At 64.5% G+C, this 16,291-nt stretch carries 12 protein-coding genes; 10 read left to right on the forward strand and 2 right to left on the reverse strand.

Annotated features, from left to right (window positions below):
• Positions 1–21 precede the first annotated feature (21 nt).
• Entirely contained in the window at positions 22–456 is a 435-nt protein-coding gene (locus GCN78_RS04500) for a MarR family winged helix-turn-helix transcriptional regulator (protein WP_193316614.1), read from the reverse strand.
• Between the two features lie 131 nt (positions 457–587).
• Here GCN78_RS04500 and GCN78_RS04505 point away from each other — a divergent pair, with 131 nt between their 5' ends.
• The 10 genes from GCN78_RS04505 (at position 588) to GCN78_RS04550 (ending at position 15,571) form a co-directional block, all read left to right on the forward strand.
• On the forward strand, positions 588–1,532 hold the full coding sequence (locus tag GCN78_RS04505; protein ID WP_152250632.1) for a GlxA family transcriptional regulator: 945 nt from the start codon (positions 588–590) through the stop codon (positions 1,530–1,532).
• Between the two features lie 140 nt (positions 1,533–1,672).
• Entirely contained in the window at positions 1,673–2,914 is a 1,242-nt protein-coding gene (gene astC, locus GCN78_RS04510; RefSeq protein WP_152250633.1) for an acetylornithine/succinylornithine family transaminase, read from the forward strand.
• Between the two features lie 94 nt (positions 2,915–3,008).
• A complete protein-coding gene (locus GCN78_RS04515; RefSeq protein ID WP_152250634.1) occupies positions 3,009–4,040 on the forward strand; it encodes an arginine N-succinyltransferase in 1,032 nt (343 codons plus the stop codon).
• Positions 4,041–4,053: 13 nt separating this feature from the next.
• A complete protein-coding gene (astA, locus tag GCN78_RS04520; protein WP_152250635.1) occupies positions 4,054–5,106 on the forward strand; it encodes an arginine N-succinyltransferase in 1,053 nt (350 codons plus the stop codon).
• Complete coding sequence (gene astD, locus GCN78_RS04525; RefSeq protein ID WP_152250636.1) at positions 5,099–6,589, forward strand: succinylglutamate-semialdehyde dehydrogenase; 1,491 nt, start codon at positions 5,099–5,101, stop codon at positions 6,587–6,589. The genes astA and astD overlap by 8 nt, the downstream gene beginning before the upstream one ends.
• A gap of 9 nt (positions 6,590–6,598) precedes the next feature.
• Entirely contained in the window at positions 6,599–7,939 is a 1,341-nt protein-coding gene (gene astB / locus GCN78_RS04530; protein ID WP_152250637.1) for an N-succinylarginine dihydrolase, read from the forward strand.
• A 149-nt stretch (positions 7,940–8,088) separates the two neighbouring features.
• Positions 8,089–12,816 (forward strand): NAD-glutamate dehydrogenase domain-containing protein, encoded by a 4,728-nt coding sequence (locus GCN78_RS04535; protein WP_152250638.1) that lies wholly within the window; start codon positions 8,089–8,091, stop codon positions 12,814–12,816.
• Positions 12,816–13,829, forward strand: coding sequence for a succinylglutamate desuccinylase (locus GCN78_RS04540; RefSeq protein ID WP_152250639.1), 1,014 nt, complete (start codon positions 12,816–12,818; stop codon positions 13,827–13,829). The genes GCN78_RS04535 and GCN78_RS04540 overlap by 1 nt, the downstream gene beginning before the upstream one ends.
• Before the next feature lie 148 nt (positions 13,830–13,977).
• A complete protein-coding gene (locus GCN78_RS04545; protein WP_152250640.1) occupies positions 13,978–14,952 on the forward strand; it encodes a DUF2167 domain-containing protein in 975 nt (324 codons plus the stop codon).
• 109 nt (positions 14,953–15,061) lie between these two features.
• Positions 15,062–15,571: a DUF1993 domain-containing protein gene (locus GCN78_RS04550; protein ID WP_086138669.1), complete on the forward strand. Its 510-nt coding sequence runs from the start codon at positions 15,062–15,064 to the stop codon at positions 15,569–15,571.
• On the opposite strand, the gene GCN78_RS04555 is transcribed toward GCN78_RS04550, so the two are convergent.
• Positions 15,568–16,140, reverse strand: a complete 573-nt coding sequence (locus GCN78_RS04555) for a glycine zipper 2TM domain-containing protein (protein WP_152250641.1) — start codon at positions 16,138–16,140, stop codon at positions 15,568–15,570. The genes GCN78_RS04550 and GCN78_RS04555 overlap by 4 nt on opposite strands.
• Positions 16,141–16,291 lie beyond the last annotated feature (151 nt).

A 16,291-nucleotide genomic window follows, 5' to 3' on the forward strand; every position in this document is an offset into this window, starting at 1 on the left:
ATGTCTGTGCTTGGTGAATGGTCAGCCGTGGCCGTTGGCGATGGCGTGCTTCAAGCCCGCCAGCGTGGTTTCCAACCGCATGAAATCGTCTTCGGTATAGCCGTCGAACAGGTGCTGGCCCTGTTTTGTCAGCTTGGGGAACACGTCATGGAACACCTGTTCGCCCGCGCAGCTCAGGCGCACGTAATAGGAGCGCTTGTCGCGTGGACAACGTTCGCGTATCACCAACCCCTTTTGTTCCAGCCGGTCCACCACGCCCGTCAAGGTACCCTTGGTGATCAGGGTTTTCTGGCCCAGTTCCTTGTAGGACATGCCGCAGGTGTTGCCGAGCGTGGCAATGATGTCGAATTGCGCATGCGTCAAGCCGTACTGGCGCACGAAGTCGCTAGAAAACCGCTCGAAGCCCTGCATGCATTCGGCCAGCAGCCGGATACTTTTTAAATATCGTTCACCCATGGCAGTGATTATATCCTTCCGCTCCGCTTTTTTCCGCCGCGCCAGGATGCGCCCTTGCATGAGGGGCGCGATGGGGCGGAAGTCCGGTATCATGTGGGCAACTCAGCCCTTGCCTTTGGTCCGCCTCGCCGATGTCCTTCGCTAATCTTTCCCGTATCGGCCTCGACAAACCGTTGCGTTTGCTGCTGGTCCATGCCGGCGATGCCGAGTCGATCACCTGGGCCGGCCTGGTGCAGCCGCTGCGCCTGTGCGCGCGGGCGCTGGGGCCCGATGCCCTGCAAATGGACGTGCGCACGCCGGAACAGGTGGCCGCGCAGGGCGGCAACTGGCATATCGCGCTGCTGGTGGCTGACGAAACGCAGGCGCCGCTGCGCCCCGAGCTGTGCCGGGCCGTGATCGAGCGCTGTCGTTCGGCGCCATTCTGGGGCGGCGTGGGCGCGGCCGTGCTGTGGCTGGCCGACGCGGGCGTCATGGATGGCGTGCGCATCGCCTTGCCGTGGGCCCTGTACGCCGATGCGGAAGCGAAGGCCGAAAGGGCCATCCTGACGCCGCACCTGTTCGACATCGACGGCCCGCACATCACCTGCTGCGGCGGCGCGGCCAGCATCGATTTTTCGCTGACCCTGATCGAGACCATCTTTGGCGCCGACGTGCAGGCGCTCGTCAAGGAGGCGTTGTGCGTGGACAAGGTGCGCGGCAAGGAAGAGCGCCAGCGCGTGGCCCTGCAGGCGCGCTTCGGCGTGCTGCAGCCGAAGCTTTCCGAAGCGGTGACCTTGATGGAAGCCAATATCGAGGAGCCGCTGTCGACGGACGACATCGCCAGCCTGGTTGGCCTGTCGCGGCGCCAGCTGGAGCGGCTGTTCAAGCAATACCTGGGCAGCCTGCCGTCGCGCTACTACCTGGAACTGCGCCTGCAGCGCTCACGGCAACTATTGCTTGATACACATTATTCCATCGTGCAAGTGGGCCTGATGTGCGGCTTTTCCTCCGGCTCGCACTTTTCCACGGCGTTTGGCACCCTGTTTGGCAATACGCCGCGCGAAGAGCGGCAGCGCAAGCTGATGCCCCCAGCTTGATCAAGGCAAGTCCGGCTGTGATGAATTGTGAAAATCCTTGTCGCAGATTCAAAAGAGTTTTAGCATCCCGCTTTTTATAATGCAGTACACACGTAGCTGTCGTAGCTGCGGAGTACCTAACATATTGATGGGGAAATGCTATGAATGCCAAGCTTGATTCGACCGTAACGGCTCGTCCAGTCACCCGGGAAACCTTTGACCAGGTCCTCGTTCCTACCTACGCCCCTGCAGCCATGGTGCCCGTGCGCGGTTCCGGACTGGATCTGTGGGACCAAGCAGGCAAGCATTACCTCGATTTCACCTCCGGCATCGCCGTCAACAGCCTGGGCCACTGCCATCCGGTGCTGGTCGACGTGTTGACCAAGCAAATCAATAATTTGTGGCATTTGGGCAACGGCTACACCAACGAGCCTGTCCTGCGCCTGGCGCTGGCCCTGACGGAAGCGACCTTCGCCGACCGCGCCTTCTTCTGCAACTCGGGCGCGGAAGCCAACGAAGCGGCCCTGAAACTGGCGCGCAAGTATGCGCACACCAAGTTCGGCGCGCACAAGTCGCGCATCATCTCGTGCTTCAGCTCCTTCCACGGCCGCACCCTGTTTACGGTGTCCGTCGGCGGCCAGTCCAAGTACACGGAAGGCTTCGAGCCGCTGCCGCCGTCGATCGACCACATCGCCTACAACGACATCGAAGCGGCGCGCGCCGCCATCGGCGATGACGTGTGCGCCGTGATCGTCGAGCCGGTACAAGGCGAAGGCGGCGTGGTGCCGGGCAATCCGGAATTCCTCAAGGAGCTGCGCGCCCTGTGCGACAAGACGGGCGCCCTGCTGATTTTCGACGAAGTCCAGAGCGGCATGGGCCGCACTGGCGCGTTGTTCGCCTACATGGGCTATGGCGTCACGCCGGACATCCTGACGGCCGCCAAGGCGCTGGGCAATGGCTACCCGATCGGCGCCATGCTGACCACCAATGAACTGGCGCAAACCCTGGCCGTCGGCACCCACGGCACCACCTACGGCGGCAACCCGCTGGCCGCCACCGTGGCCCTGAGCGTGCTGGAAACGATCAACACGCCGGCCTTCCTGGCGCGCGTGAAAGAAGCGAGCGTCAACACCATCGCCATGCTGCAAGGCTTGATCACGGATTACCCGCAAGTGTTCTCCATCGTGCGCGGCAGCGGTTTGCTGCTGGGCCTGGTCGTCAGCGAGGCCTACAAGGGCCGCGCGAAGGACATCCAGAAAGCGGCCGAAGCGCAAGGCTTGATGGTGCTGATCGCCGGCATGGACGTGGTGCGCCTGGCGCCGGCCCTGATCGTCTCGGACGAACAGATTGCCGAAGCGGGCCGTCTGCTGCGCGCCGCCATCGACGGCATGCTGAAAGCCTGAGGCTAGCCTCGCTCCCTGTTTGATCACCGGCCCGCCGCTTTGCTGCGGGCCGGCTTGGTTCTACCCCAGCATTGTCAGCATTGAAGGAGTACCCATGTATGTTGTCCGTCCGGTAGAAATTGCGGATATTGCAGCCCTCGAAGCGTTGGCCGCGGTAACCATGCCGGGTGTCCATACCCTGCCGAGGACGCGCGAGAAAATCGCCGCCTCCGTCGAGCGCTCCATCGCCTCGTTTGCCGCCCATGTCGACATCCCCAGCGAAGAGTCGTATCTCTTCGTGCTTGAATCCCTGCTCGACAAGAGCATTGCCGGTACGGCCGCCATCTTCGCCTCGGCCGGCTCGAACGGCACCTATTTTTCCTTTCGCAACGACGTCATCCAGCAAGTCTCGCGTGACCTGAACATCAGCCACAGCGTGCATGCGCTGACCCTGTGTTCGGAACTGACGGCGTATTCGCAGCTGTCCGGCTTCTATGTGCGCAACATGGAGCAGGCGGGCCTGGAAGCGGCCCTGCTGTCGCGCGCGCGGCTGCTGTTCGCCGTGCTGGCGCCGCACCGTTTCGGCGACCGTTTCTTCGTGCCGCTGGCCGGCATCACGGACGCCGACGGCCAGTCGCCATTCTGGGATGCGCTGGGCCGCAAGTTCTTCCAGATGGATTTCCTCGATGCCGAAAAAGTCATCGGCGGCGCCCGCAACCGCACCCTGATCGTCGAGCTGATGCCGCACTATCCCGTGTACGTGCCGCTGCTGCCCGGCGACGCGCAGGCGGCCATGGGCCAGATCCACCCGAGCGGCGAACTGGCGTTCAATTTGCTGACGGAAGAAGGCTTTGAAGCCGACGATTACATCGACATCTTCGATGGCGGCCCCATTTTGCAGGCGCACAAGCATGCCCTGCGCTCGTTTACGGGCTCGCTCACGCGCCGCGTCGTCGCCGGCGTCACGCCCAGCCGCACGGGCCTGAAAGTGCATTACGCGGTCGCTTCTGGCGCGGAGCGCAACTTCCGCGCCGTCACCTTCACCTGCGATGCGCTCGAAGCGCAGGACACCGTCGGCTTGCCGCCCGAGCTGCTCGAAGCGCTGGCCGTGGCCGAAGGCGACAGCGTCATCTGCGTGCGCATCTAACCGAGAGAACATTATGCTAGTAGTACGCGCCATCAACGCTTCTGACCTGGACGCCCTGTACGGCTTGGCCAGCCAGGTCGGCACCGGCATGACCACCCTCAAGCCGGACATGAAAATGCTGGGCGACCGCCTGGCCATCGCCTGCGCTTCGTTCGCCGAAACCATCCCGCCCGAAAAGCGCGACTACATGTTCGTCATGGAGGATACCGACACGGGCCGCCTGGCCGGCGTGTGCGCCATCAAGGGCGCCGTGGGCCTGGAAGAGCCGTTCTATAACTACCGCATCGGCACCCTGGTCCATTCGAGCCGGGAGCTCGACGTGTTTACGCGCATGGAAACCTTGTACCTGTCGAACGACCTGACGGGCAGCACGGAACTGTGCTCGCTGTTTTTGCACCCCGACTACCGCAGCGGCAACAACGGCAAGCTGCTGTCGAAAAGCCGCTTCCTGTTCATCGCCCAGTTCCCGCACCTGTTTACGGAAAAGCTGATCGCCGAAATGCGCGGCTACCAGGCGCCGGACGGCAGCTCGCCGTTCTATGAAGGCCTGGGCCGGCACTTCTTCAAAATGGATTTCCACCACGTCGACGACTTGACGAGCCTGGGCAAGAAATCCTTCATCGCCGAACTGATGCCGCGCCAGCCCATGTACGTGGCCTACCTGCCCGACGAAGCGCAGGAAGTCATCGGCAAGGTGCATCTGAGCACGGCGCCCGCGCGCCGCCTGCTGGAACAGGAAGGCTTGCACTTCGAAGGCTATGTCGACATTTTCGACGCCGGTCCCGTGCTGCAGGCGCGCGTGTCCGAGTTGCGCGCCATGCGCGACAGCATGCCGGCCGTGCTCGACGCCGACGCTGCGCCTGAAGTGGGCGGCGACGCCGTCCAGGCCGAGCCTTACCTGGTGTCGAACACCGACCTGAAAGATTTCCGCATGATCGTCACCAGCGCCAATCCGCACGGCGGCAAGATCGCGCTCGACGACGCTGAACTGCATCTGCTGCGCTGCCATCACGGCGATACCGTGCGCACCTTGTCACTCAACCCGAGGAAGCATCCCCATGTCTAACGTATTTCATTCGTCTACCGCAGCATCGAACTTCATCAACGGCGCCTGGCTGCCGGGTACGGGCCGCGAACTGGTCACCATCGACCCGTCGAACGGCAAGCAGACCTGGGCCAGCCTGGAAGCGACGGAACGCGAAGTCGAACAGGCTTGCCAGTCCGCCCGCGCCGCCTTCGAAAGCTGGGCCGAGACGCCCGTCGAGGAACGCATCGCCATCTGCGTGCGCTTTCGCGAACTGCTGAAGGAACATGCGGAAGCGCTGGCGCTCCTGATCTCGGAAGAAGTGGGCAAACCGCTGTGGGAGTCGCGCACGGAAGTGGCCACCATGGCCAACAAGATCGATATCTCGGTGCAGTCCTACCACGCGCGCACGGGCATTACGCAAAGCAAGATCGCCGACGGCGACGCCGTGCTGCGCCACCGCCCGCATGGCGTGTTCGGCGTCTTCGGCCCCTACAATTTCCCTGGCCACCTGCCGAATGGCCACATCGTGCCCGCCCTGATCGCCGGTAACACCATCGTCTTCAAGCCCAGCGAATATGCGCCGCGCACGGCCGTCAAAACCGTGCAGCTGTGGCAGCAGGCGGGCTTGCCGAATGGCGTCGTCAACCTCGTCAACGGCGGGCGCGACACGGGCGTGGCGCTGGGCGCCAATCCGCACCTCGATGGCGTGCTGTTTACGGGTTCCTGCCAGACGGGCATCAGCCTGCACCGCCAGTTCGGCGGCCAGCCGGGCAAGATGCTGGCGCTGGAAATGGGCGGCAACAACGCCCTCGTCGTGTGGGATGTGAAGGACGTGGACGCGGCCGTGCACCACGCGATCTTCTCCGCCTTTGTCTCGGCCGGCCAGCGCTGCACCTGCGCGCGCCGCCTGGTGGTGCAAGACAACGCCTTTGGTGCCGCGTTTGTGGCGCGCCTGGTGGAAGTGGCCGCGAAACTGGGCATCGGCGCTTCCGATGCCCAGCCGCAGCCATTCATGGGGCCAGTCGTGTCGAGCGCCGTGGCCGCGCGCCTGGTGCAGGCGCAGGCGGACATGGTCGCCAAGGGCGGTACGACCCTGCTGCAGATGCGCCAGTTGAATCCCGAGGCGGGCTTTGTCACGGCCGGCATCGTCGACGTCACCGATGCCGCCGGCATCCCCGATGAAGAATGGTTCGGCCCCCTGCTGCAGGTGATCCGCGTGGCCGATTTCAATGCGGCCCTGAAGGTCGCCAACGCCACGGAATTCGGCCTGGCCGCCGCGCTCCTGTCCGACGATCCGGCCCTGTGGCAAACCTTCCAGGCACGCGCGCGCGCCGGCATCATCAATTGGAACCGTCCGACCACGGGCGCGGCCAGCACGGCGCCGTTCGGCGGCATCGGTAAGTCGGGCAACCACCGTCCAAGCGCCTATTACGCGGCCGACTACTGCGCCTACCCGGTCGCCTCGATCGAGAACAGCGTATTGGAACTGCCGGCCAAGCTGTCGCCCGGCCTGAATTTTTAAGGAAATCCCATGCACAGCACGCGCGAATACAATTTTGACGGCCTGGTCGGCCCATCGCATAACTATGCCGGACTGTCGTTCGGCAACGTGGCCTCGTTCAGCAATGTGAAAAGCGCCTCGAATCCGAAGCAGGCCGCCTTGCAGGGCCTGGCCAAGATGCGCGCGCTGGCCGCGCGCGGCTTTGCGCAAGCCTTGCTGCCGCCGCAGGACCGGCCGAATTTCCGCCTGCTCCGCTCCATCGGTTTCACGGGTACGGACGCCGAAGTGCTGGCGCGCGCCTACAAGGAGTCGCCCGTCATCCTGGCCTGCGCCTATTCCGCCTCGCCCATGTGGACGGCGAATGCCGCCACGGTCAGCCCGTCGGCCGATACGCAGGACGGCCGCGTGCATTTCACGGCCGCCAACCTGAATAACAAGCTGCACCGCGCCTTCGAGCACGCGCAGTCGGCGCGCAGCTTGCGCGCCATTTTCAGCGACGACCAGCACTTCGCCGTGCATGACGCGCTGCCGTCGACGCCCGCCTTTGGCGACGAGGGCGCGGCCAACCATACGCGATTGGGCGCGCACCACGGCGCGCCATCGGTCGAGATGTTCGTGTATGGTCGGGTGGAGTTCGATCCATCGGCGCCGTCGCCGAAGCGCTATCCCGCGCGCCAGACCCTGGAGGCGTCGCAAGCTGTGGCGCGCCTGCATGGCCTCGATGCGAAACGCACCGTGTACGTGCAGCAGAATCCGGACGTGATCGACCAGGGCGTGTTCCATAACGACGTCATCGCCGTCGGCAATGGCAATGTGCTGTTCTATCACGAGCAGGCGTTTGCCGATGAAGAGGAAAGCCTGTCGCAGTTGCGCCGCGCCGTCGCCGCCACGGGCGCGCAACTGGACGCGCTGCGCGTGGACACGGGCCAGGTGCCGATCCAGGATGCGGTGACCAGCTATCTGTTCAACAGCCAGCTGCTGACGAAAGAGGGCGGCAAGATGGCGCTGGTGATCCCGCAGGAATGCCAGGAAAACCGCGCCGTGTCGCGCTACCTGGAAGGCCTGGTGGCGGGCGGTGGCCCCATCGATGAACTGATTCATTTCGACCTGCGTCAGAGCATGCGCAACGGCGGCGGGCCAGCCTGCCTGCGTTTGCGCGTGGCGCTGACGCAAACCGAAGCGCGCGCCATGCACCAGAGCGTGATCATGACGGAAACGCTGTACCATCGGCTGGTGCAGTGGGTGGAAAAACACTACCGCGACCATCTGGAGCCGGGCGATCTGGCCGATCCGCAACTGGCGCTGGAAGTGCATGCGGCGCTTGAAGAATTGACGATCATCCTCAACTTACCAGGATTGTACGACTTGTAGGCGATAGAAAATACACAGAAAAAATCCGAGACAGACTATCCGCAACACAGAATTGGACGGGCGACCCCCGTCTCTTGACACCGCTGCCGCCCAGCCACAAGCCCGAACGACAGCGTTGGACATTCACATTACCGTAATGGAGATGCAAGATGAATCACACGCCACAAGATTTGCGTACACAAACGCTGGAGCTGATTAACGCGGCTGGCAATGCGGGCAAGGCGGCAGCGCCTGTCGTGCAACTGGTGCAGGCATGGCTCGATTCGCTCGACGCCGAAGACCTGGCCGACATCGCGCCCGACAGCCTGGCGCCCGTGCTGGTCGACGGTTTCACGCAAGCGGCCAAGCGTGCCGGCAACGGCTGCCAGATCGCCACCCTGCGCTATGCGGATGGCCGTGGCGGCATGGCGAGCGCCTTGCTGATCCTGAACGAAGACATGCCCTACCTGGTCGACTCCATCGTCATGGCCATGCGCCGCCAGCACCTGGCCGTGCGCGGCGTGATGAATACCGTGCTGCCCGTGCGCCGTGCCGCCGACGGCAGCGTCGAAGCGGTGCGCCAGCCGGGCGACCCGCTCGAATCGTATGTGCTGGTGCTGCTCGACGAAGAGCTGGCGCCGGAAGCCCTGGCCGCGCTGGTCGCCGCCATCGACATGGTGGCGCGTGACGCCGCCACCGTGCGTCGCGATGCCGCCGCCATGAGCGAACGCCTGGCCACCGTCGCCACGGCCGCAGCGCAGCATGGCGAAGAAGGCGCGGAAGTGGCCGCCTTCCTGGAATGGGCCCGCAACGGCGGCTTTGAAGTGTTCGGCTATGCCTACTACCGCGTCAAGCCGGGCGTGCGCGAACTCGAACGCGACATCCCGAGCCGCGTCGGCGTGCTGCAGGATACGGCGCACCCGGTTTACGGCACCTGCCTGGCGAATATCCCGGGCGACTTCGACACCCTGGCCAAGCGCGACTCGGCGCTGTCCATCGTCAAGGCCGACGTGGCCGGTACCTTGCACCGCGACCAGCAGCTCGATTTCATCGGCGTGCGCGACATGGATGCGCAAGGCGCGATCCTGGGCGAGCATTGCTTCGTCGGCCTGTTCACCCGCGCCGGCAATTCCACCCCGCTGGCGGCGCTGCCGTTCGCGCGCGGCCGCGTGGCCAAGGTATTGAGCCTGGCCGGCGTGCGCCAGCAAGGCTTCCGCGCCGAGAAGTTCCGCGAAATCCTTGAATCGCTGCCGCGCACCGAAGCGCTGGAAGCGGACCTCGACTGGCTGGCGCAAGTGTGCGGCGCCGTCGTCTCGCTGTACAAGCAGCCGCGCACCAAGGTCTTCGCGCGCCGCGACGTGTATGCGCGCCACCTGAACGTGCTGGTCTACCTGCCGCGCGAGCGCTACAGCGCCAGCGTGGCGTCGAGCCTCGCAAAAGCCCTGCAAGCCAGTTCCGGCGCCACGCATGTGAGCACGCAGACCCTGGTGGCCGACGGCCCGCTGGCGCGCGTCTACCTGATCGCCCACGCCGCGCGCTACCCGCTGGACCTGGAAACGGATATCGAACAACCGCTGCTGGGCGTGCTCGATGGCTGGCATAACGGCTTTGCCGCCGTGGCCGACGCCGTGCCCGACGTGGCCCTGCGCGCCAGCCTGCGCAAACTCTGCGCTACTTTGCCGCTCGATTACGTGGCCGCCACCGCGCCGGCCGTCGCCTTGCGCGACCTCGACACCATCCTGCGCAACACCGACCCATCGCACGTGGCCGTGCGCATCGAGACGGGCGTTGTGACCACCATCCGCCTGTACTCGGCCAACAAGGTGCCGCCGCTGTCGACCATCCTGCCGGCCCTGCACAATGCGGGCGTGGCCATCGACCGCGAACAGGCGTATTCGGTTTCGCTGTCCGACGGCACGCGCTATTTCGTCACCAGCCTGACGGTCGATGCCGACAGCGCGACGAAACTGGCGCAGCCATCCGTCGTCGCCGTGGCGCAGGAGCTGTTTGCGGCCCTGTTCAACGACACGGCCGAAGATGGTCGCCTGAATGGCCTCGTCATCGAAGGCGGTCTGTCGACGCGCGAAGTGCAGCTGGTGCGCGCCTACACCAGCTACTGGCGCCAGACGGGCAGCCGCTTCTCGGTGCGCTACATCGCCGAGAGCCTGCGCAAGCAGCCGGCCCACGTGAAAGCCCTGGTCGACGCCTTCCTGCAGCGCTTCGATCCGTCGCTGTCGGACGCGCAGCACGCGGCCGCCCTGGAGGCGATTGCCGCCGTCAAGGCCGGCCTGCCATCCGTGAACCACGCCGATACCGAGGAAATCCTCGGCGCGCTGGCCGACCTGATGGCCGCCACCCTGCGCACCAGCTACTTCCAGAACAATCAAGCTGGCGACAAGATCATCTTCAAGTTCGACACCAGCAGCCTGGCGCTGGTGCCGGAACCGCGTCCGTACCGCGAGATCTTTGTCTTCTCGCGCCGCTTTGAAGGCGTGCACCTGCGTGGCGGCCCGGTCGCCCGCGGCGGTTTGCGCTGGTCGGACCGCATGGAAGACTACCGCACCGAAGTGCTGGGCCTCGTCAAGGCGCAGATGGTCAAAAACGCCGTCATCGTGCCGGCCGGCGCGAAGGGTGGTTTCGTCTGCAAGATGATGCCGAAGGACGCCGTGCGTGAAACCATCGCGGCCGAAGGCGAAGCCGTCTACCGCCTGTTCATTTCCAGCCTGCTGGAAGTGACGGACAACCGCTCGCTGGGCAACATCGTCCCGCCAGTCGATACCGTCTGCTTCGATGACGCTGACCCGTATCTGGTGGTCGCCGCCGACAAGGGCACGGCCACGTTCTCGGACATCGCCAATGGCATCGCCGTGCAGCGCGGTTTCTGGCTCGGCGACGCGTTCGCCTCGGGCGGCTCGAACGGCTACGATCACAAGAAACTGGGCATCACCGCCAAGGGCGCGTTTGAAGCCGTGAAGCGCCACTTCTATGAAATGGACCACGACCTCAATACCACCCCGATCACCATGGTCGGCGTGGGCGACATGTCGGGCGACGTGTTCGGCAACGGCGTGCTGCTGTCGCGCCAGTTGAAACTGGTGGCCGCCTTCGACCACCGTCACATCTTCCTCGATCCGACACCGGACGTCGCCGTGTCGTTCGACGAACGCGCGCGTCTGTTCGCCTTGCCGCGTTCCTCGTGGGACGACTACAACAAGGACTTGATCTCGGCCGGCGGCGGCGTGTATCCGCGTTCAAGCCGCACGATCGAACTGTCGCCGCAAATCCGCGCCGCCCTCGATATCGCGGAAACGTCGCTGGCGCCGGAAGAACTGATGCACCGCATCCTGAAGGCGCCCGTGGACCTGTTCTACAACGGCGGCATCGGCACCTACATCAAGGCGTCGACGGAAACCCACGCACAGGTGAAGGACCGCGCGAATGACCATATCCGCGTCAGCGGCAATGAGCTGCGCGTCAAGGTCGTGGCCGAAGGGGGGAATTTGGGTGCGACGCAGGCCGGCCGCATCGAGTTCGCGCTGGCGGGCGGACGCATCTTCACTGATGCGATCGATAACTCGGCCGGCGTGGATTGCTCGGACCATGAAGTGAACGTGAAAATCTGGCTGGACGTGGAAGTCAACGCCGGCAAGCTGACGGAAGCGGAACGCAACCGCGAACTGTATGCGATGACGGACGACGTCGAGCGCCTGGTCTTGCGCGACAACACGCAGCAGACGCATTTGCTGGTGCGCGAATTGCAGGCGCAAGGCGAGAGCGCCGTGCAGGATGGCTATGCCGCCCTGATCGCCAGCCTGGAAGAAGAAGGCGCCCTGTCGCGCGAACTGGAGCAACTGCCGTCGGTGGCCGAACTGGCGCGCAGGAAGAGCGACGGTCGTGGCTTGACCACGCCGGAACTGGCGGTGGTGATCGCCAACGTGAAGAACCGCTTCAAGCGCATCCTCTCGGCCCTGCCGCTGACGGACGAAACGTGGGCCGAGCCGGTGCTCAAACCGTACTTCCCATCCCTGCTGGTGGAAACCCGTTCGGCGCTCGACCACCCGCTGGCCAACGCCATCCTGGCGACCGTGCTGGCCAATGAAGTGATCAACCGCTGCGGCCCGCTGATGATCCGCAACCTGGCGGCGGAACACGGTGTGGATGAATCGACCGTGATCCTGGCCTGGGGCCAGGCCTGGGTGGCGCTGAACCTGGCGCCCGTGTTCGACGCGCTCGATGCGGATGCCCTGACGGTGCCGCGTGAGGTGTCGATCAAGGTCGACGCGCAAACGCGCGTGCTGCAGCAGACGATGATCGCCGGCGTCCTGTCGGTGCCGGCCGAGCAATTGCGCGGCGCCGGCCTGGCCGAACTGACGCGTTTGTTTGGCGCGGAATCGAAGCGCGAGCTGCTGCAAGCCGTCGGCATCAAGTCGGAAGCGGCGCTGGTGCCTGGCTTGACGCCGGCCTTCGTGCAGGCGTGGGATGCGGTCGACGCGCTGGAAGTCGTCGCCGGCTTTCTGTTCCCGGCCCTGTCCGTGCCCCGTCCTGCCTCGATGGACCTGGCCGCCTTCCTGCAAGTGGGCCTGGCCCTGCGCAGCCAGGCGGGCATCGACACGCTGGAGCGTGGCCTGAAGCTGGCCGCGCAAGGCAAGTCGCAGGAGCAGTTGCGCAATTACGCGCAGCAGGCGCTGCGCCGCACGCAACAACGTCTGCTGACGCAGGTGCTGGCGCGCGCCGAGCAAGGCAATGCGGGCCAGGCCGTCAATGCGGTGACGGGCGCGCTGGGCTTGTCGGCCTATGTGGCGGCGACGGAACTGGAGCAAGCCATGCTGGACGTGTGGACCTTGTCGGAAGCCGTGAATAAAATCACGGCGAAAACCCCAGCGGAAGCGGCGGTGTAATGACGCAGGAAGTAGCACAAGTTGCACAGGGCGCTGGCGGCTTGCCGCCAGCCGTGCAGGCGCTGGCGCAGGCCGATTTCAGCGGCGTGGCGCAGCTGTTCGCCAACGCCGGTTTCACGGTGGCCTTGCCGGCGCCCGGCATGCTGCAGGTCGTCAAGCCGGGAGAAGGGCGCGCCAGCGTGGCCGTCTCGGTGGGCGTGCATGGCGACGAAACGGGGCCGATCGAAGTGCTGGCGCATCTGCTCGACGCGCTGTCGCGCGATGCGTCGGCCCTGGCCGTCGACTTGCTCGTTTGCGTGGGCAATGTCGATGCGATCCGGGCCGGCAAGCGTTTCATCGACGCCGACCTCAATCGCATGTTCCGCCCCGTGCGGGGGAGCCTGGCGCAAGCGGCGGAAAGCGCGCGCGCCGATGAAATGATCGCCGCGACCAAGGCGTTCTTTGACGCGGCGGGTCCCGTGCGCTGGCACCTGGATTTGCACACGGCCATCCGGCCTTCCGTGTACCCCACGTTTGCCATCGTGCCCGACCTGGTGGCCGACGACGCCAAGGCGCAGCTGATCGCCTGGCTGGGCCAGGCGGCCATCGGCGCCATCATCATGAACCCGCAGTCGGCAGGCACCTACAGTTATTATTCGGCCGAGCATTTCGGCGCGGCCGCCAGTACGGTGGAACTGGGCCGCGTGGGCACCCTGGGACAGAACGATTTGTCGCTGTTCGATGACGTGTCGCGCGCGCTGGACGGCTTGCTGCGCGGCTCGCCCGCGCAAGCCGTCAAGGCGCAACCGCACGTGTTCAAGGTGGCGCAGGAAATCATCAAGCACAGCGATGAATTCCGCATGGCGTTCGACCGCAGCACGCAGAATTTCACCTCGCTGCCGCAGCATGCGGTGATCGCCAGCGATGGCGACCATGTCTACACGGTGCGGCACGCGGAAGAGCTGGTGGTGTTCCCGAACCCGGACGTGCGCGTGGGCTTGCGCGCGGGATTGATGGTGGTGCGTACCGCCTGATCGTCCAGCCATCACGCAGCATCAGGCGCCAGCCGGGGAAACCCGCCTGGCGTTTTTTTTGTTCAAAAAGATGCCGCACAGAAATAATTATCCATTAGGCAATCAATTGATTTAAAATATTTACCCTTTGCAATTTTTTGGACCGATCATGTTGAAACGCCTGCTGACAGCCTTGCTGTGCCTGACCCTCTCCGGCCTGACGGCTGCCGCCCCTGCCGAAGAGAAGGCCGCCGCGCCGGAAATGACGGCCGAGCAATTCCTCGCCCAGTTGCACCTGCAGCGCGGCAAGATCACTTTGCCGGGTGGTATCGCCACCCTGGATTTGCCCGTCAACTTCCGCTATCTGTCGCCGGCGGACGCCGAGCGCGTGCTGGTCGATGCCTGGGGCAACCCGCCGGGCATGGAATCGCTGGGCATGATCGTGCCCGCCAAAACCAGCGTGCTCGAGCGCGATAGCTGGGGCGTCATCGTCACGTATGAAAAGGAAGGGCATATCAAGGATGACGACGCGGACAGCATCAAGTACGACGAATTGCTCAAGGATATGCAGGCGTCCGTGCTGGAAAACAATGCGGAGCGCAAGAAGCAGGGCTATCCCGGCATCCATTTGATGGGCTGGGCGGAAAAACCCAGCTATGCCAAGGATACGCACAAGCTGTACTGGGCCAAGGATCTGATGGTCGATGGCGGCGAGCACTCGCTGAACTACAACGTGCGCGTGCTGGGCCGCGAAGGCGTGCTGAACCTGAACGCGATCGCCAGCATGCAGCAGATCGAGGCGATCAAGAAAGAGATGCAGCAAGTGACGGCGTTCACGGAATTTACCGACGGTAACCGCTACACGGATTTCGACAGCAAGACGGACAAGGTGGCCGAATACGGCCTGGCAGCTCTGGTGGCGGGCGGCGTGGCCAGCAAGCTGGGCCTGTTTGGCAAACTGCTGGCGCTGCTGCTGGCCTTCAAGAAAGTGCTGATCCTGGCCGTCGTGGGCGGCGGTGCTGCCATCGTCAAGTTCTTCGGCGGCAAGCGCAAGGACAAGCCGGCACCGCAGCCAGAACTGCAGCCGGAACCGCTGGAACAGCCCGGCCATACGCCTGACGGCAAGGTGAACCTGGACAAGTAAGGGCAACGGTGCCGCTCGGTGCGCTGGCGCACGGCAGTGGCATCGTGCGCGGTGCCGGAAGACGGCGCCTCGGGTACACTGGCTCATCGTTCACTATCAGGAGTTCGCCATGTCCGTGTCCATGTATCAGGCAACCATTCCCGTCTTCATCCGTGGCTTGCGGGTCGTCTCGGCCTTGCTGGAAAAAGCGCAAGCCCATGTGGAAGAGGATGGCATCGTGCCCGAGATTTTACTGGGCGCGCAGCTGGCGCCCGACATGCTGGACTTGACGGCGCAGGTGCAGCGCGCCAGCGACACGTCGAAGATGTCGGTCGAGCGCCTGAGCGGCGTGCCGGCGCCGAAGTTCGAGGATAACGAAGCGTCGTTCGAACAGTTACAAGAGCGCATCGCCAACACCATCGCCTACATCGACAGCGTCAACGCGGGCCAGATGGCGGGCAGCGCGCAGAAGGAAGTCGTGCTGAACTGGACCGATGAAGGCAAGAAATTCTCGGGTGACAATTACCTGCTCAGCTTTGCCTTGCCGAACTTTTATTTCCACGTCTCCATGGTCCACGCCATCCTCAGAAACAATGGCGTGGCCGTGGGCAAGCTCGATTATCTGGGCCCGTACGATTAACGCTGTGGCTGCTGTTGGACCTGGTTCTGCACCGCATTGCCCAGCATGCCGCCGCCGATCACGCCAGCCACCGTCGCCAGCGCCTTGCCGCGGCCGCCGCCGACCTGATTGCCGATCAAGCCGCCGATGACGGCGCCCGTGCCGATGCCCACGTAGTTCGGTTGTGCCGGTGCCGGTGCAGGCACTGGCTGCGACTGGCGCACGGGTTCGCGGTAGGCGCTCTCGCGGTAGCCATCGTTGTTATCGTTGTAGGCGGGGCGCGCCTGCGCCACTTGCGTGTGGTGCACGACGCGCTTGTGCACGACGGGTGCCGGGGCTGGTGCTGGGGCCGCTTGCGCGACGACAGGCGCGGTGAGCGGGGCAGCCACGGGCGCTGCCAGGGTCGCGGCGTTCGCCGGCGTCATGGCGGCCACGTCGGCAGGGATGGCTGGCGTGGCCGGCACATTCGCCCGCGAATTGGGCAGGATGCCGGCGATGGACGCCGCGCCGACCAGGCACAGGACCGTCACGGAAATGGCGGCGCCGGCCATCAAGGGGTGGATGCGGCTGGCGGTAGTCGTCGTGTTCATGTGTTCTCCTGGGGTGGTAATGCGTGTCTTGTCGATGTGTCCAGATTAGCGGCCTCGTCTGCGCAAGGCTAGCCCTTGCGCTGTATCAAACGTAAGCAGGTGTAAGCCGCGCTTTCCAAAGCACAGTAGAATCGGTGCATCCCCTTTTCCG

The sequence above is a fragment of the Janthinobacterium rivuli genome (assembly GCF_009208735.1).
In the GTDB taxonomy this organism is placed as follows: domain Bacteria; phylum Pseudomonadota; class Gammaproteobacteria; order Burkholderiales; family Burkholderiaceae_D; genus Janthinobacterium.